Below are 21,925 nucleotides of genomic sequence, written 5' to 3' on the forward strand. Positions count from 1 at the left end.
CAAAAATTAAACTTAAAAATGGTAATACGGCGATATCAATAAATAAACGATAACACCGGTCACGGTTACATAGAGCCAGATAGGGAACGTCCACCGTACGAGTTTTTTATGCTTTTCGACCTGCATCTGCAAACCGCGGTAAAAGCTCAACAAAATTAAGGGCAATACCGCGGCGGCCAGTACGATGTGCGTTATCAGGATGAAATAATAAACATACCGGAAACTGCCTACCGCGCCAATCTCCAGGGCCGATAGCTGGCCATCGCCATCCAGGTCGCCATAACGTGTTTCGGGCGCGAGGTAATGAAACACTATATACGATACCAGGAATAAGGCCGACAGGCAAAAAGCTGCGATGTTGATACGTTTATGTACAGCAATATTGCCTTTGCGGATAAAATATAAAGATACTACCAATAGTACGCTGCACGTGCCGTTCAGCATAGCATTAAGCTTTGGCAAAAAGTAAGTGAATGACGGCAATACCTCTGGCGCCGGGATAAGTTTACGGTTGAGTATCAAAACCACTAAAAAAACAAATATGGAAACGCCTGCTATAAAACGGAATATAAGTTTATCGTTCATTGTATTATTGAGCTAAAAGCCAATTATCTGATTAAGCTGTTTACTACATCTCCGGTGTTTCGACCTTGCGGAGCTCTTCGGTTATCTGTACCCGGATCTCGTCGTCAAGGCGTTGCATATCGGTAACCGATGTGCCCGAATAATACCCCCGTATGCGGCGACTGGCATCAACCATGATCACTTTATCACTGTAGATGAAATCATCTTTACCCGGGCCCGACTTTAGGGCGTTTACCAGCAATCCCTGCCTTGCCAGGCGGTAGATGTTGGTGGTATCGCCGGTTAAAAAACTCCATTTATTACTGCTAAGGCCGTACTGCGCTGCATATTTTTTCAAAGCTCCCGGCGTATCGCGATCGGGATCGACGGTAACAGATACAAACTGTATCAGCTTATTTTTCTGATACCCTTTCGCCAGCGAATCGAGGTTGCTGTTAACCTGTGCGCAAACAGTCGGGCAGTTAGAGAAAAAGAATGAAAAGATGACGATCTTTTTTTCGAAGGTTTTTAAAGTTACCGGCCGGCCATCCTGATCGGTCAAATTAAAATCGCTTACCTCGTGATAGATGGTATCGGGTATACGTTTACCGTGAAAACCCTTGTGGGTGGTTTTGGCCACTATTTTAGGGCCGTAAATGGGCAGCGGCTTATACCTGTTTTTACCTTTCGCGGTAAGTAAATAATATAAAAATCCCGGCACTGCTAAAATGAGCGCCAGGATTACTATGTTTTTAATACCCTTTAAGATAGGGGATGCCATACATCAAACCAGTGATGGCTTTCGTTAGTTAACACTAATATCAAACCGATAATAAACAGCGTAGGCACTACTATGGCATAGATTAAAGTGATCTTTTCGAACTTTAAATGCATAAAGAAAGCCACGATATAGAAAGCCTTGGCCAGGGTTAACACAATGTAAACCGGGTTTGCGCTGTGGTAAGTCATTTTACCATGCGGTACCAGGTAAAGTGCGATAAAGAATTCGATACAGGTAATGGCCGAAAGGATAAGCGCCACTTTAACGATCCTTCCTTTGGTCATGGTATCGCCGTGCTCTTCGCCGGCGTGTATATGTGTTGGTTCTGTAGACATGATATACGATGTTTAAGAGATTATACTAAATAGAAGAAGGTAAATACGAATACCCAAACCAGATCTACAAAGTGCCAGTACAGACCAACTTTTTCGATCATCAGGTAGCTGCCGCGCTTTTCGTAAGTGCCCAGCAACACATTGATGGTAATAATGATATTGATAATAACCCCGGTGAATACGTGGAAACCGTGGAAACCGGTAATGGTAAAGAACAGGTTTGCAAACTGGTGCGTAGATACGGATGATGCCGCAGTTATCGGATCGTTAAAAAACTCCTTTAGTTTTTCGGCATCCGGGATATGGCCCCACCAGAAGCCTTCGCCATGCAGGTGAGTCCACTCTAAAGCCTGGCAGCCCAGGAACATGAAACCGCCTATTACGGTAGCGATCATCCACCAGGTTACCTCCTTTTTAGCCATACGATGGCCGGCTTCAACAGCCAATACCATGGTCACGGAGCTCAGGATGAGGATGAACGTCATGATACCTACGAACACCAGGGGCGCGCCTTCGTTAACAGATGTTCCGGGTATCGACTGAAATACTTTATCGGCCGCAGGCCAGGTTGTGGCGCTAAAACGTAACGCCCCGTAGGAAATTAGTAGTGATGAAAAAGTAAACGCATCCGACAACAGGAAAAACCACATCATCAGCTTTCCATACTCTACCGAGAAAGGAGACCTTCCGCCTGCCCATGGGGTTGTTTTAACTTCGTCAATTTCTGAAACTGCTGTGCTCATTGCAATTAAATTGTAATTTTTAATATTGGTTCAAAAGTAAAAAAACATACAGATAAATCCATATAATATCGATAAAATGCCAAAAAATCGAAGCGAACTCCATTCTGAACAAATTTCGCACCTGGGGTATGTTTTTATAGCTGCCCGAAAGCGCGTTAAAAATTAAACCGAGGCCCGCTATTATATGCAGCAAATGCATGCCGGTAAATACGTAAATAAAAGATTGCGAAGCGTTTGGGTTAACAAAGTAAACTCCCATTTTAACCAATACGCTCCAGCCATAAATCTGTATGGCAAAAAAGGCTATGCCTAAAACAGCCGTGAGCCACAAAAACAAGCGTTGCTTATCGAACTGCAGGCGCTTTGCAGCGCGGCTTGCCATAAACAAAGTAACACTGCTTACCACAATTACCCCGGTGCTGTACATAAAAGCATGGGGCAAAATAATTTTTATGCCACGGCTGGTACTACCGCCGCTGTATACGATAAAGCCACTGGTTAAGGCCGCAAAAAACATAAATGAGGTAAAAATGAACAACCACATATTAAATTTTTTGGGCGCCAGGTTAAGCTTGTCTTTATCTTGTTGTAACTGAGCCATCATTCAACTAAACTTTTCCTAAAAAATTAAACAACAAAACTAATTGTACTACCGGCAAAACAAAGAATGAGCAATACATCAATTTTTTTGCCGAAGGTATATCCAACGTCCGCACTAAATTGAACGCAAGGTATAAAAATATTACGCTGCAAACGAGCGATACCCCCCCTATGATCCAACCGCCAAAACCCATGATTGTTGGCAGTAAACTTACGGGCACCCATATCAGGGTAGTGATAAAGGTGATCACGGCACTCGTTTTATCGCGCTTGCCGGTTGGCAGCAGCCTGAAACCGGCCAGTTTATAATCATCATCCAAAACCCATGCTATGGCCCAGAAATGCGGGAACTGCCATACAAACTGGATACCGAACAAAACCAGGGCGATCTTATCGATCTGCGGGTGCGCGGCTACATAGCCGATAAGCGGGGGCAGTGCGCCGGGTATAGCGCCTACAAATACTGCTATAGGCGATTTACGCTTTAATGGCGTATAAGCAAAAGCGTAAAGCAAAATAGAGAATACCGACAGGTAGCCGGTGGTAAAATTGAGTTTGCCTAAAACATAAGTGCCCATTATCCCCATAAACAAACCTATTACGAGGCCCTGCCCGGTAGTCATCCGGCCCGAGGGCATTGGCCTGTCCATGGTACGCTTCATGAGCTTATCCAGGTCTTTTTCGATGATCTCGTTAAAACAATTGGCCGCACCGGTAACTAAAAAGCCGCCTAAGATCAATAACCCCCAGTTTCCCCAATCGATAACCCCGTTCACTTTGCTGCCGATAAGGAAAGATATCGATGCCGAAAATACCACGAGGAATGTCAGCCTGAATTTGATCAGTTTCGAAAAATCGCTCATCTTCATACTCTTGCCCCCCAAACTTTAGCCGTTTTTTGCAGGTTTAATGCCAGGTATACCTGTGCGCCAAACACCAGGCTGGCCAATACGATATGGATAGCCTGCGCAACCGGCGGTAGCCCCCAATAAGATAAAGCAATACCCGAAACAATCTGCAGCATGATCATCAGAAACGTAAAACTCATCAATTGCTGCTGTATAGAATGCCTGCTGAAACCTTTACGGATAAGCGCATATAACAATACGTTAACAACCAATACCAATATGGATAGTTCGCGGTGGTTAATAAATACCGAACCTGCGTCTGCCACCCAGCCTTCGCGGGGTTGTCCCGGGAAACGGCTTGCCGCCATATCTACCGCTTCGCGTACTTCGGTACCCAGGGCGATCTGGAGAATGCTGATCGCAATAGCGATATAAGCCATAAACTTAGTGATAGATTTAGTTTGCACGGCGTCGGTATTGTTAACGATAACGGCTTCGTGATAGGTGTAAATAGCTATGGCCAAAATAGCCAAGGCTAACAACATGTGCACGGTAACCGTCCAGCTCACCAGGTTGGTCGACACGACGATACTGCCAAACCAAGCCTGGAAAACGATCAGCAAAAGGTTAATTATGCTTGCAGCCACAATACGTTTGCGAACACGCGCGTAAGCAAAGGAGAACACTACGGTAAGCACCATAAAAACACCGGTAACCTCGCCTACCAGGCGGTTTATATACTCCGTCCAGGTTTTGGCGGCGTTAAACTCTTCGGGAACGAGGATGGATTTATCGTTGCGGATGCGTTGTGCCAGATCTTTAAAACCAAAAGCATCCAATGTGCGGGCAAATCGCTCGTTTTTTTTGCTGCGCTGGGCAACATACCTGGCTTTATAATCCTTTGGTATCTGGCTTACGCTGGTTGGCGGTACCAGGCAATCGAAACATTTGGGCCAGTCGGGGCACCCCATACCTGAGCCTGTACTACGTACTACTCCGCCGGCTAAAATCACCAGAAAAACCAAGAACACAGTGACTAAGTTGATAGTCTGGAACCGTTTTTTCGCCGGGGATATCTTCATTTAAAATACGTTTGTAAAAAAGTAGGGTACCTGCTTAGGAAAACTCCCGCTACAGATACCCCAAAATATCAGATCGCTTGCTCGCTTATTTTACTTCTTCCTGGGGCTTGTTTGCTAAGTCCCATTTGCTTTGCGCTTCAAGGCCAGCTTCATTGTCTTCAAAATCGTGAGGCAGGTTTGAGCTCATGGTTTGCGAGAAAGGTACCGTCTGCGGGATGAAATCCTCGTCGTGGCCAGGCTTGCTATAATCGTAAGGCCAGCGGTAAACGGTTGGTATTTCGCCGGGCCAGTTGCCGTGAATATGCTCAACGGGTGCTGTCCACTCCAAAGTATTTGAGTTCCATGGGTTTTGTGTTGTTTTCTTACCCCAGAAGATTGAATGTATAAAATTATACAGGAATGCTACCTGCGCCAATGCCGACATGATCGCTGCCCAGGTAATGAATGTATTAACTGATAACCAGCGCGCCATCGATTTAAACTCGGTAAAGGCGTAGTAACGGCGTGGTACGCCATCCAGGCCCATAAAGTGCATCGGGAAGAACACCAGGTAAGCACCGATGAAAGTTAACCAGAAATGCAGGTAACCTAATTTTTCGTCCATCAAACGGCCGAACATTTTAGGGAACCAGTGATAAACCCCCGAAAGCATACCAAAGATGGCTGCCGAACCCATTACCAGGTGGAAGTGGGCAACCACGAAATAGGTATCGTGCAGGTTGATATCCAAAGCAGCGTTACCCAGGAAGATACCTGTCAAACCACCGGAGATAAAGAAGGATACCAGGCCGATAGCGAATAACATAGCAGGTGTAAACCTGATGTTACCGCGCCACAAGGTAGCCAGGTAGTTGAATGTTTTTACAGCAGATGGTACCGCGATGATCAGTGTGGTGATCATGAACACCCCGCCCAGGAACGGGTTCATACCCGTAACGAACATGTGGTGCCCCCATACGATGAACGACAATACCGAGATACCGATCAGCGAGTAAACCATGGCATGGTAACCAAAGATCGGTTTACGCGAGTTGGTGGCGATAACTTCGGATGAGATACCCAAAGCAGGCATAATTACGATATATACCTCGGGGTGGCCCAGGAACCAGAACAAGTGCTGGAACAGGATTGGGCTGCCGCCTTCGAAAGGCATCACCTGGCCGTTAACCACAATCTCAGATAAATAGAAGCTGGTTCCGAAGCTGCGATCGAATATTAACAATACCACACCTGCAACCAGTACCGGGAACGCCAGTACGCCTAATACGGCGGTCAGGAAGAAAGCCCAAACGGTTAAAGGCATTTTCCAAAGGTCCATACCTTTGGTACGCATGTTCAATACGGTACTTACGTAGTTGATACCGCCCATTAAGGATGATGCTACGAAGCAGATCATGCTGATGAGCCAGAGCGTCATCCCCTCGCCCGAACCGGGCATCGCTTTTGGCAAAGCCGATAAAGGCGGATATATTGTCCAGCCGCCGCTTGCAGGGCCTTTTTGTACGAAGAAAGAGCTTAGCATGATAACGCTGGCTATAAAGAAGAACCAGTACGAAAGCATGTTCAGGAACGGAGAGGCCATATCGCGGGCGCCCACCTGTAACGGAATTAGCAGGTTACTGAAAGTACCGCTCAAACCTGCTGTTAACACAAAGAATACCATGATGGTACCATGGATGGTTACCAGCGACAGGTAAAAATCGGGCGATAATTTGCCGCCCGGTGCAAAACGGCCCAATAAAGTTTCCAGCAGAGGGAAGGTCTTTTCAGGATAAGCCAGCTGAATACGGAACAGGATAGACAAGATCATGGCGATAACGGCCATAGTAATACCTGTGATGAGGAATTGCTTGGCGATCATCTTGTGATCCTGGCTAAAGATGTATTTAGTTATAAACGTATCATGATGGTGATGTTCGTGGTCGTCGTGACCATGGTGTGCAACCTCGTGACCGTGTACTGCTATTGTCGACATATTCTCTCTTCTTGAAATTAATAATTTAAAGCTAATTTTTTCTCAGCAGGAGCCGGTGCAGGCACTGCTGGTTTAGGTGTGGTATCAACCGGCATTTTCAATTCTTTTTTCAAAGCATCGCTCAGATAAGGTTTTTGTTTTGCCAGCCATTGCTGATACTCACTATCGGTAACTACGCGTACAACTTTTTGCATGTTATAGTGGCCCCCACCGCATATTTTGTTGCAGTAAAGGAGGTATTCAAACTCGGGGTTACCTGTTTCGCCCTTCATTGCCGAAGTGGTGATGGTAGGTGTGAATTTGAAGTAGGTTGGCAAGCCCGGCACGGCGTTAACCTGTACGCGGAAATGCGGCATATAAACGCTATGGATAACATCCTGCGCGATAATGTTTAACCTTACGGGGCGGTTAACAGGTAACACGATGGTATCGGCGGTTAAATCGTCGAAACTGTTTTTATCGGCATAATCGACGCCTAATTTGTTGATGCCGGTTACTTTTTTAAAGTCTTTTGCACCCAACACGCCATCGGCTCCGGGATAGCGTATCTCCCAGGCAAACTGGTGGCCGGTGATATCGATATTGATAGCTTTGGCTTCGCCTGGTCTGTCGCTGCTGTTTTCGATCTTGGTCCAGGTAAAGAAACCGGTGATCACCAATACGGTTAATACGATAGCCGGGATAACTGTCCAAACTTTTTCGATGGTGTTGTTATGCGGATAAAAGTAAGCTTTACGTTTATCAGAACCTTTGTACCTGAAAGCAAAAGTGAACAGCAGGAACTGGGTAATGAAAAACACGATAACAGTAATACCAAAGGTCACAAAAAACATATTATCGAGATCGACACCGTGTACCGAAGCTGCCCTCGGGAGGCTCATCGTACCCTGGTTGGTAAACTCCCAGTAAGCGCCGTAAAAACCTGCCACCAGGAAGATGAGGAACAGAACGCCCATCACACGGTTCCAGTTGATCGGTTTTTTACCCTGGATTTGCAGGGTTAAATCGTAAACGCGTAATATTTTACCTACTACGCCCACTACAATAGCAGCAAGTATAAACAGCAACACGTAGTATCCGACACTTGTCCACATGGCCGAGCTGGCGGCATCAGCATCTGCAGCGGGGGCTGTTGCCGTTGCTGTTTGTGCCATTGCAGCGCCCGTAAATAGCAACGCGGCAAGCGATGTTGATAATGCTTTAAAATTTATTAGTTTTTTGAATGCCATTATTAAATGTGTTTGGTATTCCTTTTTATTGTGCAAAATTAAACTTTTTGTTAGATATGGTGGTGTAAGCTTTCCTGTAAGAACGGGTGGTTCTTTGGTGCCAGGGCTTTAAATTTGCTTAAAGCGGTAAGCATCAGGAAAGTGAACAAACCTGCAAAACCTACGGCTACGCCGGCTTCTATCCAACCTATCTGGCTATACCAGTGTGCCTGCGGACCTATTGTGCTTGGGCTTACCATCATATAGTAATCCAGCCAGTGGCCAACCAGTACCAGTATACATACATATTTTAACCTGTTGATCATGCGTTTGTAGTCGCGGGCCATCAGGAACAATATCGGTAATGCAAAGTTAACTACGATGTTTAACCAGAACCATGGTTTAAACTCGGGCTCCCAACGGCGGAAGAAGTAAACTGCTTCTTCGGGTAAGTTAGCGTAGTAGATCAACAGGAACTGCGCGAACCAGGTATAAGTCCAGAACACGGAGAAACCGAAAATTAGCTGGCCGAAGTTGTGGAAGTGGTTTTCGTTGACCCATGACAGGTAACCGTTTTGTTTGAGCAGGATGATAACCAAAGTAATGGCAGCCAAACCGCTAACCCACATGGCGGCGAAGTTGTACCAGCCGAACATGGTTGAGAACCACCGTGCTTCTAACGACATGATGGTATCGAAAGCGAAGATCGGGGTTGTGAAACCGAAGATCACCAAGAAGATACAAGCCATTTTAAAGCTGTTGTTGTAGTTGCTCATGCCGCCGATCTCATCCTCGTTGGTTGAGTATTTAACCAGCAGGAAGCCGAACAGGCTATAAACACCCAGGAATACTACTAAACGGGTTAAAAAGAAACCTATGTTTAGGAACGAAGACTTACCGGCGATGATGGCATCGTAAGCCTCGCTTTTAGGATCGGTAACGCCGTGTGCGCCCCATATTTTATACAGGTATGGTATTACAATTTGTTTACCCTCTTCGTTGGTAACGGTATGGGTCATATTCAAACCGGCCAAAACAATTGCAATCAGTACAACGGCTGCAATTGGTAATGTTTTTGCAAAAGCCTGCGGTATACGGATAAGCGATGCCGACCAGCCAGCCTGAGCCACGTATTGTACAGCGCAGAAGAAGATACCAGCCATACATACGCAGGCAAAGTAATAACCCATCAGCAGCATATTGGCGAATGTGCGTTCGATGGCGCCGGTAGCAAAGCCCAAGGCAATAGCTACCACACCGATAGCGATGCCCGCTAAACTCAGGGTTTTTGCTTTTCCTGCAAACTCGAACTTCTGGTCAAAATTATTGTGAGTTTCCATCAATATAAATATTCTTATAAGGTTTGTAAATGGTGAACATACATCACTACTTTCCAGCGCTCATCGGGCGCCAGTTGCGATGCGTATGAACCCATGGCGTTTAGGCCATAAGTAATGGTATGATAAATTTTTCCGTCGGTAAGGTCCTTCATAGCCCCGCCGCGCGATGACTGCCCTTTTGAGTAACTTGGCGGAGCAGGGAAACCGTGCGCAACCACTGTACCATCGCCCTGACCGGTAACGCCGTGGCATGGCGAGCAAAAATGCGAGAACAGCACCGCTGCACCAGCTGTATCGGCAGTTGTTAACGGGTTTTTTACTTCAAGGCCTGCCTTATCGTAACCGTCGCGGGTGTTCGGGTAATCGAACTTTACGAACCCAACCGGGATAGTGCCCTTTGGCGGTACCTGAGCGGTTTGGCCGTTGGCAAAATTTTTATTCGGTTGATCGGGATCATAAGCAATATGCTCGTACATATTAGGGGCATACTCCCAGCCTGTACTGCGCTTATCACTGCAAGAGGTAATGATTGCCGAAGCAATAATGGTGATCAGCGTTAAGCCTAATATTTTATATTTATTCATAGCTAACATATTTTCTCTCGTTGTGCTTAACTTCAACAGCACCTGCTTCTTTTAATATATTGGTAATATCCGCATGCGGAGTGTTGCCTTTTGCATCGATGGCGATCACAAAGCGATCGTCGGTCGCTCTAAGGTCCATCACCCTTGGGGCACGGCCCGGGAACAGGTGCGTTGCGTAAAAAAACGTTGCAACCATACCAAAGGCGGTGAACAACACGGTCCACTCGAAAGTGATCGGTACAAAATCGGGGATGGCGAACGATGGTTTACCACCGATGTTCATCGGCCAATCGTGCACCAGCATGTAATACAACATACTGAAAGCTACGGTACCACCAGTACAACCGAATAAAAACGCAGCGTATCCGAGGCGCGAATCCTTGATGCCTAACTTAGCTTCGATGCCGTGGATTGGCATAGGCGTATACACATCATAAATAGGCACGCTGTTTTGCTGTAATTTATGTATCCCATCCATCATTGCGTCGGGATCGTCAAATAAGCCTAATATAAATTTTGTTTTACTCATGGTTATATCTTTCCGTATTTAGCAAGGTCAACACTATCAAACTTCTCTAATGCTTCTTTATAAAACTCTACCTGCGATTTATCTTCGTGGCCGTGTTTTATTTTTTCGAGCTTAGCCTGCTCGCTGGCGCCTTTCAGCAATAATTTAACCTCGGCCATAGCTACCGAAGGCAGCACGCGGATAAATAACAGGAACAAGGTAAAGAACAAACCGATAGAGCCGATGAAAATACTTACCTCAACCCAGGTTGGCTGGAACATTGCCCAACTTGATGGGATATAATCGCGGTGCAGCGAGGTTACGATAATTACGAAACGCTCGAACCACATACCGATGTTTACCACGATTGACAGTACCCACGAGAACGGGATGCTGGTGCGCCATTTTTTAACCCAGAACAACTGAGGCGAGATTACGTTACAGCTCATCATGCTCCAGTATGCCCACCAGTACGGACCGGTTGCGCGGTTAATGAAGGCGTATTGTTCGTACTCGACGCCCGAATACCAGGCGATAAAGAATTCTGTTAAATAAGCCACACCTACTATCGAACCGGTTAAGATGATGATCTTGTTCATCGACTCGATGTGGAACATGGTGATGTAGTTTTCCAGGCCTAATACTTTACGCGCCACTAACAACAGGGTTTGCACCATGGCGAAACCCGAGAAGATAGCACCGGCAACAAAGTATGGCGGGAAGATGGTAGTATGCCAGCCAGGCTCTAACGATGTTGCAAAGTCCATTGATACGATGGTGTGCACCGAAAGTACCAGCGGGGTTGATATACCGGCCAGGATGAGCGACACGGTTTCGAAACGCTGCCAGGTTTTTACCGAACCTGCCCAGCCGAAAGAGCATATGGAATAAATGCGGCGTTTTATGCCGGTTGCACGGTCGCGGATTGAAGCGATATCGGGCAGCAGACCGGTGTACCAGAACACCAGCGATACCGAGAAGTAAGTCGAGATCGCAAACACGTCCCAGATTAATGGTGAGTTAAAGTTAACCCATAAGGTATACTGGTTTGGTAAGGGTAAAGAGTAAACGGCCATCCACGGGCGGCCCATGTGGGCGACAATGTAGCTGGCGGCGCAGATAACGGCGAAGATGGTCATGGCCTCGGCCGAGCGGTTGATAGAGTTACGCCAGTTTTGACGGAAGAGCAATAACACCGCCGAGATGAGCGTACCGGCGTGACCGATACCTACCCACCACACGAAACCGGTGATATCCCAGGCCCAACCTACGGTTTTATTTAAACCCCAGGCGCCGATACCGTACCAAAAGGTCCAGCTTACGGCAAACACCCAAAGCATAGCAAAGATGGACGATACGGTAAAGCCTATCCACCAGGCTTTGGTAGGTTTATTTTCTACAGGGCGAAGTACATCGTTAGTTATCTGGCTGTAGGTAATGTTCTCGCCGGTAATTAACGGTTCCCTTATTATCGATTCGCTGTGAGATGACATATTTTAATCTCGTTATGTTTTTGTATAAAAATTAAGCTACTGTTGGTTGTGTGTTGCGAACTTTAACCTGGTAACCGATACCTGGCTGTACGTCCAATTCTTCCAATACGTAATAGGTTCTTTCGCTCTTTAAAGCTTTTGCCACTTCCGATTCCGGATCGTTAACGTTACCGAAGATGATAGCGTTGGTTGGGCAGGTTTGCTGGCAGGCCACTTTGATGTCGCCATCTTTAACCGAGCGTTTTTCGATCTTGGCTTTCAGTTTACCGGCCTGGATACGCTGGATACACATCGAGCATTTTTCCATCACACCGCGGAAACGGGTAGTTACATCAGGGTTCAATACCAGTTGTGTGTGCTCGTTGTTAAGGTAGTTATCAAAGCGCGAATCGTTCCAGTAGTTAAACCAGTTAAAGCGGCGTACTTTGTACGGGCAGTTGTTAGCGCAGTAACGGGTACCGATACAACGGTTGTAAGCCATGTGGTTCAAACCTTCGCTCGAGTGTACGGTTGCGAGTACCGGGCAAACGGTTTCGCAGGGAGCGTGATCGCAATGCTGGCAAAGCATAGGCTGGTAAACTACCGATACATGATCTAAGTTATCCAGTTTGTTGATCTCTTTCTCTTTGGTAACGTTATCGTTAAAGCTGTAGTAGCGGTCGATACGGATCCAGTGCATTTCGCGGCGGCGGCGTACCTCGTCTTTACCTACAACCGGGATGTTATTTTCGGCGTTACAAGCTACCACGCAGGCACCGCAACCGGTACAGGCGTTCAGGTCGATAGCCATCACCCAGTTGTACTGAGGGCGCTCGTACTCATCCCACAACGTGTAAACTTTTTTCTCGTTGTTTTTGCGCGTACCTGCTGCAGGGTTCTTTTTATATTCGGCAAATGTAGTTTCCTGGATCACCGAACGGCCCTCGTACGAGTGGTGCGTTTGGGTTTGGGCCAGGATGGACACCTCGCCTGTCGACTCCATTTTAGCTACCGACGAGGTTTGGAAAGTACCGTTAACATTCGTCAGGAACGGGAAGGCGTTTTGCCCGACACCGTTACCTACCGGGCCCGCCAGTGTACGGCCGTAACCTAAGGCAACCGAAACAGTGCCCTGCGCCTGGCCGGGCTGGAACAATACCGGCAACGATACGCTGTAACCATCAACGGTAATTTTAACTACATCCCCTTCTTTCAGGTTCAGTTTTTCGCCGTATTTTGGTGCGATAGCTGCAAAGTTATCCCAGGTAACTTTCGATACCGGCTCGGGCAACTCCTGCAACCACGGGTTGTTGGCTTTTTTACCATCGCGCATAACCGAGCTTTGGTAAACCTGCAGTTCGACATCGCTGCCGCTTGCGGTAATCTTGTTGCTTTGGTTCAGTATGGTTGTTGCAACGGCGTTCAGATCTTTCGAGAAACTGTAGCTGCCGGCAGGCTTTTCGGCTGCTTTAACCGAACCTGTCTGCAACAGGGTTTCCCAGCCTTTCTGGCCCGATAAGCCGCCCTTCGCCAGGATACTGCTATCCCAGTTGTTGCGTACGTAAGTATAGTAATCCTTAACTGGTGCATCGGCCCATATTAGCAGGCTTTGTTCGGCCTGGCGGGTGTTGTAAACCGGGTTGATAGTTGGCTGTACAATGGTATAGTAACCGCTGATCACTTCGGCATCGCCCCACGACTCTAAATAGTGGTGGTTTGGTGCGATCACATCGCATAATGATGATGTTTCGTCGCCGATGGTTTGGTTACCTTCGCCGTTACCGCCATGATCGCTGAAAGATACCTTCAGTTTCACCTTGGCCAGGGCCGCAGTAAAATCTTTTGCTTTATAATAATCGTAAGCAGGGTTAGCGTTGAGGAAGAAGATCGCGTCGACATCGCCTTTGGCCATATCGCTGATCAGTTCAACCATTTCGGCATCGTTACCTGCATATTGGTTCGATACGTTATCCAGATCGATAGTAGTACCGTAAGCGCCCAATTTAGCGTTGATGGCATTAACGAGCACCTGTGTAGCCACATCGTTGCTGCCGGCAACTACCAAAGCTTTACCCTTTGCAGCTAATAATTCCTTTGCGGCCAAAGTAATTGCAGTATCGGCAATACTATTGTTAGCCAATTTTTTGCTGCCTGGCAGGGTAGTTCCCGAAATTTCGTTATACAGGTTGATCAGCGCTACGCCTTCTTCCGACGGTTTGATCGGGATGCGAACATCGGCATTGGTACCGGTTAAGCTCATACCTGTTTCAAACTGGATGTGGCGCGACATCTTTTTAGCCTCGAGCGATTTTGCGTTACGGTTGCTCACGTACTGGTTCATGAACTCGGCCTGCGATATCCATGAGCCTAAAAAGTCGGCGCCGAAGCTCACGATCACATCGGCTTTATCAAAGCGGTAATGCGGCAATACGGCTTTACCAAAGCTGTTTTGGTTGGCCTGTATGATACCGGTATACGATACCGCATCGTAGTTGATATGTTTTGCAGTTGGATAAGCCTTAACAAAATCGTTAATAACGGCCAAAGTTGAAGGGCTGTTTACGGTTGAGGTTACCAAACGTATTTTTTTACCGCCTGCTTTAATTAATGATAACTGTTGTTTAACAAAGCCATCAACAGCGCTCCACGAAGTTTCGGCTTTGTTGATAACCGGGTTTTGCAAACGGTTAACGTCATACAGCTCCAATACCGATGCCTGCGCCAAAGCGTTCACACCGCCTTTTGACAGGATATCGCTTGGGTTACCTTCGATTTTGATCGGGCGGCCTTCGCGGGTTTTAACCAAAATGGCATGCCCGTCGTAGCTCGAGGTATAGTAGTTGGCTACACCCGGGGTTACTTCTTCGGGTTTGATCAGGTAGGGTATCGATTTGTGAACAGGCACTTTTTCGCAGGCTGCCAGCGATACCGCACCGACCCCAAAGCCCAGGGCTTTCAAAAAGTTACGGCGAGGCGTTTTAGCCATCAGGCCGGTTCCGCTCAATATTTCTTCGATAGGTATAGGTTCGGCGAACTCGTGTTTGTTTTTCTCAACAAAATCGGGGGTATTGTTCAGCTCCTCTAAACCTTTCCAGTATTTTTTATTGCTTTCCATTTAAGCTATATAAAGTTATGCTGCTGATTTACTCTTTTATTATTAATAGTGGCATTTACCGCACTCTAAACCGCCCATAGACGCTTCAGTTACTTTTTCGCCGCGTTTGATTTTTTCGTGTACCTGAACCATGTTATCGTAGTACGCGTTGCCTTTGTAATCAACATCGGTACGTTTGTGGCACTGGATACACCATTTCATAGTTAAAGGCGAGTATTGGTACACCTCTTTCATGGTTTCGATCGGGCCATGGCAGGTCTGGCATTTTACCTTACCCACTTTTACGTGTTGCGAGTGGTTGAAGTAGGCAAAATCGGGCAGGTTATGTATACGTACCCACTGGATCGGGCGGGCCTTGGTCGAATCGTATTTGGTTGTAGCCGGATCGTAACCTAAAGCATCATAGATCTTGTGTATCTCGGGCGATTCGGTCTTCACTGTTTTGTGGCAGTTCATACAAACGTTGAGCGACGGGATAGACGCGTTTTTTGATTTGTATGCACCCGAGTGGCAGTACTGGCAATCGATCTTCATGATACCGGCATGCAACTCGTGCGAGTATTTGATAGGCTGTACCGGCTGGTAACCTGTGTGCACGTTGGTGTTCCACAAAGTAACCCACTGCCATGTACCGCCTGCAATTACGCAGCACACTACAAAGAAACCCACCAGTTTTTTGTTTTTTAACAGTTTTTTGATGGTAGCCTTACGTTTTTCGGCTTCCTCGTCAACAGCTTCGGTAACGGCTTCGGCAGGCAGGTCCTTACGGGCAAGCACCAAACGCTCTAAGCTGGCAATAACTTTATTTAATACCAGGATAACGATGAAAGCGATGATGATAACGCCGATCAAACCCCAGATAACCAAAGTGCTCGGGCCGTTATCGGCTGCGGCAGCATCGCCACCTGCAGGCGTTTTTGGAGCCGATTGTTCCTTCTTCCATTCGGCACGTACATAACCGATGATGTTGGCAACATCCGCATCGGTCAGCTCGCTGAACACGGTCATGCCGGCCTGGTTAAATTCGTTGTAGATTTTTAATGCTTTAGGATCGTTAGCCTTAATTAAGGCCTGGTTGTTTTCGATCCAATGGGTGAGCCATTTGTCATCGGTTTCTGATGTGATCAGCGGACCCAATGCGGGGCCGGTCATCCTCACATCAAGCTTGTGGCACGATGTACATTTTTGTTTAAAAAGGGCTTCACCTTTTGCTACGTCCTGGGCACGTACTGAAGTTGTGAGCAATGCAAGGCCTGCAAGGAGTAGTACCGACCGCGAAAATTGCTTAAAAATCAATGAGATATTTCTCATAAAGTGTATTTATGCTGAATAATATTGTTTTTAGTGTTTGAAATTGTTGAAAACCGTTAACAGTTAGCCCTTCTTTCAGTCCACAAAAGTATAATTTATTACAGTACCGCTGACAAATAAATGACAGTTATCTATAATTTATAATCATTCTAAACAAAGTTCAAAAACCTCTTAATTTCGATCAAAAACAACTTTTTTGAACCCGGCTATGATAGTTTGGTGTGCCATTTGTGATAACAATCACTAAAAAAGGCGACCAAAACATTTGTTTATTGTTTACTGTTTTAGTATCCACGCAAAAATGAGCGGGGCCACGATCGTCGCGTCGGACTCGACTATAAATTTAGGTGTATCGATATCGAGTTTACCCCAGGTTATCTTTTCGTTCGGTACCGCGCCCGAGTACGAGCCGTACGATGTGGTCGAATCGCTGATCTGGCAGAAATAGCTCCAGAAAGGTATTTCTGGCATCTCCATATCCTGGTAAAGCATAGGTACCACGCAGATCGGGAAATCGCCGGCAATGCCGCCGCCGATCTGGAAAAAGCCGATGCCTTTACCTGCCGAATTCTTTACGTACCAGTCGGCCAGCCAGGCCATGTATTCGATACCGCTTTTCATGGTCGATGCTTTAATTTCGCCTTTGATGACGTACGAAGCAAAGATATTGCCCATGGTGCTGTCTTCCCATCCCGGTACCACGATAGGCAGGTTGCGCTCGGCTGCGGCCAGCATCCACGAGTTCTTCGGGTCGATCTCGTAGTATTGCTCCAGCTCGCCGCTCAGCAGTATTTTGTACATATACTCGTGCGGGAAATAGCGCTCACCTTTATCGTCGGCATCTTTCCATATTTTATGGATGTGCTTTTGCAGGCGGCGGAAAGCCTCCTCTTCGGGGATGCAGGTATCGGTAACGCGGTTGTAGTGGTTCTCTAACAGGTCCCACTCGTCCTGCGGACTCAGATCCCTGTAGTTTGGCACGCGTTTGTAGTGCGAGTGCGCTACCAGGTTCATGATATCTTCTTCGAGGTTGGCGCCGGTGCAGCTGATGATATCGATCTTGCCCTGGCGGATCATTTCGGCCAGCGAGATGCCCAGTTCGGCGGTGCTCATGGCGCCGGCCAGGGTAACCATCATTTTGCCGCCTTCCAAAAGGTGTTGCTCGTATCCTTTGGCTGCATCCATCAAGGCTGCTGCGTTGAAGTGCAGGTAATTTTTTTCGATGAATTGAGAGATCGGTCCGCGGGTAACGCTCATTGTTGTAGTGTTTTGGTTTTACGGCGCAAAAGTAGGGAATTTTTTGATTTCGGAATTCGGAATTCGGAATTGGGATTTCGGATTTTTTTGATTTTGAATTTGTTGGAAGGTTGTAATGTTTGAAGGTTGAAAGGTTGGATGATGGGGTACGCGTGCGTGTTGAATTGCCAGCGATGTCCGCTCATTTGAATTGCCAGCGACGTCTCAGTCCTGATTGAATTGCAACCGATGTCCGCTCATTTGCCGCGGGGGCTTGATACTTTTGAAGCCCAAAAGTATCCAAAAGGCTTGTCGGCAAAAGGCTTCTCTGCCGCACAGGGCCTTTACCCTGCAAAGCGGTGAGAAAACACGGGCTGGCACAGCTCTTGATCCGCTGCTGATGCCCCACCCGCATACCAAGATCTGTAAGGCCCCTGCCTACCCTCAGGGCCTGCTTTTTTCTCACCGCTTTCGGCCGAAGCTGTTTGCCGACGGGGTTGAACCGAAAATTTGTGATTTGATGGTGTTTGCGTGAGGGATAGTAGCGGATACCGGCCGTGCGGTGGGTTTGGCGTGAGCCGTGACTAATGCCTGCAGGCGTATGAGCGGATAGCCCGGCCGCAGGCAACGCCCTTTTGAAAAAGAATCAAGAAGCAAGAGGCAGGAATCAAGACCCTTGCTCTTCCTTAAAAACACATTGCCTCTACCCGCGTTGTGGAACCTGCGAAACAGCGGACTTTCGGACTTCTGCGGACTTTCGGACTAAATTCCATTATCTTCGCGAACTTACTTATGAAAAAAATATCCATCCTCATTATATGTACTCTTTTTACATTGCAGCTATCCGCCCAATATAAAATAGTGCCCAAGTTTATCCGCCGCATTATTTTTGAGAAGGACAGCAGCAAGCGCAGCAGCATTATCCCCCTGCCCGTTTTGAGCAGCGCGCCCGAAACAGGCATCGAGGTTGGGGGCTCGCTGCTGTACAGCTTTTATACCGATACGCTGCACAGCGGCACGCGGGTGAGCAATATTTTTGCGTACGGCACCATTACCACCAAGGGGCAAAACCGGGCGAGCATCAGCACCAGTTACTGGAGCCCGGGCAACCGCTACCATTATACCGCGGCGCTGAGCTACCTCAACTTCCCCTTCGATTTTTACGGCATCGGCAACGATACCCGCAAGGCCGACGCCGAGCATATCGGCCAGAAGCGCTATAAATTCAACATCGGCGCCGAAGAACTGGTGGCGCCGCACCTGTACCTGGGGCTTAACGCCGGGCTTTATAAATACGCCTTTACCAGTACCAACACGGGCATTTTTGAGACGGACCCATTGGTGCACAACCAGGGCGGCGGCGATGGGCTGAGCGTTGGCCCGAGCTTCATCTTCGATACGCGGAACAACAATACGTATACCACCCGCGGCATCTTGTTCAACACGAGCTATAATTACCTGAAGGGCATCTTCGGCAGTAACGGTTACAGCGGCGGCCTGTTAACTGTTGAGTTTGCCGAATACTTTCGCCTGAGCAAGCATTTTGTTTTGGCGTACGACCTGTACGATAACAGCCTGTTCGGCAGCCAGACGCCTTTTTACCTCCTCCCCGCCATGGGCAGCGACAGCCGCATGCGCGGCTACTATAACGGCCGCTACCGCGATCAAAACTACGCTGCTGGCCAGGCCGAACTGCGCTACCGCATTAACGACCGCTTCGGCATCGTAGGCTTTGGCGGCACGGGCACCGTATGGCACGGCAGCTTTAGCGCCGACCTGCTGAAACCTAACTACGGCGGCGGCCTGCGCTATTTTTTCGACGTGGAGAAGGGGCTGAGCATCCGCGTCGACTACGGCGTGGGCGAGCAGCGGCCGGGCGAAGCCCGGCAGAGCGGGGTGTATATTGGGCTTGGAGAGGCTTTTTAACCCTCCAACCCCCTAAAGGGGGAGTTTGATTTCGGATTTGTTTTTTAAGAAGTCATGCTGAACTTGTTTCAGCACCCCATGTACAGAGCGGATTTGCATGGCTTAACTTGTGCCTGGAATGGTATGCTTGCGATAGCATTCTGGTTCCCGCTCGCCGCCGCGGGAGGGCTCGTCACTTTTTTCTTGATAAAAAAGTAACCAAAAAATCAAGAGAATACGATCCTTCCTCCCGCCCTGCCGGTTCTTAACGCTTTTTGGGTTGCGGCCCCAAAAAACTAAACCGGCATTCCCGCCAACTCCCGGCCCGGCGTATTCTCAGGCCTGCGCTCCATTCAGTATTTATTTTATGGAACCGTGCCTGTATTTTTACTGGCGCAAGTTTAAGGGCTGGTGGTGTGAGTTAACTTGTGCCTGAGGTTGATTAGCCTGTCGGAGAGGCACACGCGGCACGCGTGCGCCAGCATGGGGGGTGGGTTAACGTGCCTGAGGTTGATTAACCTGTCGAAGAGGCACACGCGGCACGCGTGCGCCAGCATGGGGGGTACGATTTATCAATCATACCAACCCTCACTAAGATCTCTCCATTCGGGATTTTCCTTAATGATCAAATCTATCTTCTTCTGTCTCGAACCCGCCTTGAGTTGTTTTTCTCGTGCTATCGCATCATCTATCCATTGATATGTCTGGTAATAAACCAGCTTATTGCATTGATATTTTTTTGTAAAACCATTATTTACACCAGTTTTATGTTGTAATACTCTATTTTTTACATCGTTGGTAACTCCGATGTATAATACAGAATCGTTTTTATTAGCGAGGATATAAACATAATACTGGTGCAATTTCATTTTGCAATATATTTATTATCATCGTGCTTTTTGTAAAACGACTAAATTATCCTCATGTCATTGCGAGGCACGAAGCAATCCCTGAGGACAAGCGAGTTTGCTAATCATGTTTGCAACTGTCCTCGGAGATTGCCGCGCTATCGCTCGCAATGACATGGCGTAGAGGTTAGGCTTGGGGTTGATAACCGTGTTAGCCGCTGTAAACGGTGTAACTACTTTTATTTTGGTTAACAGGGTTAACAGAATATATATATATATCATTTATAATATCTTAATTTGGATATAAATTAAGGATATATGGGCGAGAAACATTTGAATATTAAATCATCCACCATTGAGAAAGGTTTAGACTTAGCCAAAAGTTTTTTAGAAAAACTTATTTTCCCTACTATAGAAGAGGTTGGGTTATTAATAGCTGACAATATCAAATTATTCAGGTACAAAAATCAAATTAAGATATTATTGAAAGCTGAAAAGTATGTAGCCGATAATAATATAAAAATTAAGGAAATACCAACAAAAATCCTCGTTCCGTTATTAGAAAATGCTTCCTTAGAAGATAATGAAGATTTGCAGGATAAATGGGCAAAGATGATAGCGAATATGGCTGACTCTGACAGCAACCTGCAAAATCAGATTTTTCCGTATATCTTAAGTCAAATATCCATTAATGAATATAATGAACTTAAGGAATTATCATTAGGAGAATACAAATTTAAGTTATTGAGGAATGATTATAGTCGATTAATTAGAAAGGACAAATACGGAAATGCATATGACACCCAAGTCCTGCGTCAAGACATAAATAAAATAGAACAAGAGGGTTTTGATTTAAATTTGGTAGAATACGAAGCAGCAAATCTCATTAGACTTGGCTTAGTCAAACAACTACCCCCTACAATAATTATTGACGAATTTAAAACAGGGGGAGAAAATGTGCCACTTTTTGATGAACAGTGGCATATGATTGGTGCTCAGTATGATCAAGATGACAATGGTTATAGAATAACAGAGCTTGGCGAGAGGTTTCTGCAAATTTGTGAGATTAGCAAAAAGTAAATGCAGTAACGTGTTTACAGTTTGTTAACTACTTTTAACCCTGTTAACCAAATTCAAAACAGTTAACAGCATTTACAATTCACAGCACAAGGGATTGTCCTGAGAGATTGCTTCGTGCCTCGCAATGACATGATGGACACGGGGTTTGCTGCATAGCCGTTCTGCAAATCGGGGATTGCTTTACCGAAACAAGTTCGGCACAGGCTGTGCCTCGCAATGACACAAAGTAGAATATCTATATTCCGTCTTAAAACTGTGAGACAATTTTGGGTGGGGTGTTTTGTAAATTTATGGCTTGCAGTGAGTAAGTGGTTGTTGGTGACAACACCAACAACGGCGCGGTGGGTAAGTCAATGCCTGGCTATCGTACTTTCCTGCAAGGCTTCTTTT

General features: G+C 46.8%; 19 protein-coding genes. 2 read left to right on the top strand and 17 right to left on the bottom strand.

What is annotated here, in order from left to right; all coding sequences use genetic code 11:
* Window positions 1-12: 12 nt before the first annotated feature.
* From BEL04_RS20265 to BEL04_RS20340, 16 genes are all read right to left on the bottom strand, one after another.
* A complete protein-coding gene (locus tag BEL04_RS20265; RefSeq protein WP_066006915.1) occupies window positions 13-585 on the bottom strand; it encodes a DUF420 domain-containing protein in 573 nt (190 codons plus the stop codon).
* A 43-nt stretch (window positions 586-628) separates the two neighbouring features.
* Window positions 629-1,345 (bottom strand): SCO family protein, encoded by a 717-nt coding sequence (locus tag BEL04_RS20270; RefSeq protein WP_066006917.1) that lies wholly within the window; start codon window positions 1,343-1,345, stop codon window positions 629-631.
* Entirely contained in the window at window positions 1,327-1,680 is a 354-nt protein-coding gene (locus BEL04_RS20275) for a cytochrome C oxidase subunit IV family protein (protein ID WP_066006919.1), read from the bottom strand. Before BEL04_RS20275 ends, BEL04_RS20270 begins: the two co-directional genes overlap by 19 nt.
* A gap of 20 nt (window positions 1,681-1,700) precedes the next feature.
* Window positions 1,701-2,423: a cytochrome c oxidase subunit 3 gene (locus BEL04_RS20280; RefSeq protein ID WP_066006925.1), complete on the bottom strand. Its 723-nt coding sequence runs from the start codon at window positions 2,421-2,423 to the stop codon at window positions 1,701-1,703.
* Window positions 2,424-2,442: 19 nt separating this feature from the next.
* A complete protein-coding gene (locus BEL04_RS20285; protein ID WP_066006927.1) occupies window positions 2,443-3,027 on the bottom strand; it encodes a cytochrome c oxidase subunit 3 in 585 nt (194 codons plus the stop codon).
* 4 nt (window positions 3,028-3,031) lie between these two features.
* Window positions 3,032-3,892 (bottom strand): heme o synthase, encoded by an 861-nt coding sequence (cyoE, locus tag BEL04_RS20290; protein WP_066006929.1) that lies wholly within the window; start codon window positions 3,890-3,892, stop codon window positions 3,032-3,034.
* Window positions 3,889-4,953 (bottom strand): heme A synthase, encoded by a 1,065-nt coding sequence (locus tag BEL04_RS20295; RefSeq protein ID WP_066006931.1) that lies wholly within the window; start codon window positions 4,951-4,953, stop codon window positions 3,889-3,891. Before BEL04_RS20295 ends, cyoE begins: the two co-directional genes overlap by 4 nt.
* Window positions 4,954-5,038: 85 nt before the next feature.
* On the bottom strand, window positions 5,039-6,928 hold the full coding sequence (locus BEL04_RS20300) for a cbb3-type cytochrome c oxidase subunit I (protein ID WP_175404122.1): 1,890 nt from the start codon (window positions 6,926-6,928) through the stop codon (window positions 5,039-5,041).
* A gap of 17 nt (window positions 6,929-6,945) precedes the next feature.
* Window positions 6,946-8,157 carry a cytochrome c oxidase subunit II gene (locus BEL04_RS20305; RefSeq protein ID WP_066006936.1) on the bottom strand — a complete coding sequence of 404 codons (1,212 nt, stop codon included), beginning with the start codon at window positions 8,155-8,157 and terminating at the stop codon, window positions 6,946-6,948.
* Window positions 8,158-8,207: 50 nt separating this feature from the next.
* Window positions 8,208-9,476 carry a quinol:cytochrome C oxidoreductase gene (locus BEL04_RS20310; RefSeq protein WP_066006937.1) on the bottom strand — a complete coding sequence of 423 codons (1,269 nt, stop codon included), beginning with the start codon at window positions 9,474-9,476 and terminating at the stop codon, window positions 8,208-8,210.
* A gap of 14 nt (window positions 9,477-9,490) precedes the next feature.
* Complete coding sequence (locus BEL04_RS20315) at window positions 9,491-10,069, bottom strand: cytochrome c (RefSeq protein ID WP_066006938.1); 579 nt, start codon at window positions 10,067-10,069, stop codon at window positions 9,491-9,493.
* Entirely contained in the window at window positions 10,053-10,589 is a 537-nt protein-coding gene (locus BEL04_RS20320; RefSeq protein ID WP_066006943.1) for a DUF3341 domain-containing protein, read from the bottom strand. The genes BEL04_RS20315 and BEL04_RS20320 overlap by 17 nt, the downstream gene beginning before the upstream one ends.
* 2 nt (window positions 10,590-10,591) lie before the next feature.
* On the bottom strand, window positions 10,592-12,061 hold the full coding sequence (gene nrfD / locus BEL04_RS20325) for an NrfD/PsrC family molybdoenzyme membrane anchor subunit (RefSeq protein WP_066006944.1): 1,470 nt from the start codon (window positions 12,059-12,061) through the stop codon (window positions 10,592-10,594).
* Window positions 12,062-12,092: 31 nt separating this feature from the next.
* Entirely contained in the window at window positions 12,093-15,155 is a 3,063-nt protein-coding gene (locus tag BEL04_RS20330; protein ID WP_066006945.1) for a TAT-variant-translocated molybdopterin oxidoreductase, read from the bottom strand.
* A 42-nt stretch (window positions 15,156-15,197) separates the two neighbouring features.
* Window positions 15,198-16,466: a c-type cytochrome gene (locus tag BEL04_RS20335; RefSeq protein ID WP_066006946.1), complete on the bottom strand. Its 1,269-nt coding sequence runs from the start codon at window positions 16,464-16,466 to the stop codon at window positions 15,198-15,200.
* A 276-nt stretch (window positions 16,467-16,742) separates the two neighbouring features.
* Window positions 16,743-17,723 (bottom strand): deoxyhypusine synthase family protein, encoded by a 981-nt coding sequence (locus BEL04_RS20340; protein ID WP_066006947.1) that lies wholly within the window; start codon window positions 17,721-17,723, stop codon window positions 16,743-16,745.
* Window positions 17,724-18,494: 771 nt separating this feature from the next.
* On the opposite strand from BEL04_RS20340, the gene BEL04_RS20350 reads away from it, so the two are divergent.
* The gene (locus BEL04_RS20350; protein WP_066006951.1) at window positions 18,495-19,628 is read left to right on the top strand and encodes a BamA/TamA family outer membrane protein; all 1,134 of its coding nucleotides are present in this window, start codon (window positions 18,495-18,497) and stop codon (window positions 19,626-19,628) included.
* Between the two features lie 551 nt (window positions 19,629-20,179).
* Here BEL04_RS20350 and BEL04_RS20355 read toward each other — a convergent pair.
* The gene (locus BEL04_RS20355; protein WP_066006953.1) at window positions 20,180-20,476 is read right to left on the bottom strand and encodes a GIY-YIG nuclease family protein; all 297 of its coding nucleotides are present in this window, start codon (window positions 20,474-20,476) and stop codon (window positions 20,180-20,182) included.
* Between the two features lie 297 nt (window positions 20,477-20,773).
* Between BEL04_RS20355 and BEL04_RS20360 the strand changes: the two genes are divergently transcribed.
* Window positions 20,774-21,535 carry an Abi-alpha family protein gene (locus BEL04_RS20360; protein ID WP_066006955.1) on the top strand — a complete coding sequence of 254 codons (762 nt, stop codon included), beginning with the start codon at window positions 20,774-20,776 and terminating at the stop codon, window positions 21,533-21,535.
* Window positions 21,536-21,925: the final 390 nt, after the last annotated feature.

The sequence above is a fragment of the Mucilaginibacter sp. PPCGB 2223 genome, from assembly GCF_001705515.1.
GTDB lineage: Bacteria > Bacteroidota > Bacteroidia > Sphingobacteriales > Sphingobacteriaceae > Mucilaginibacter.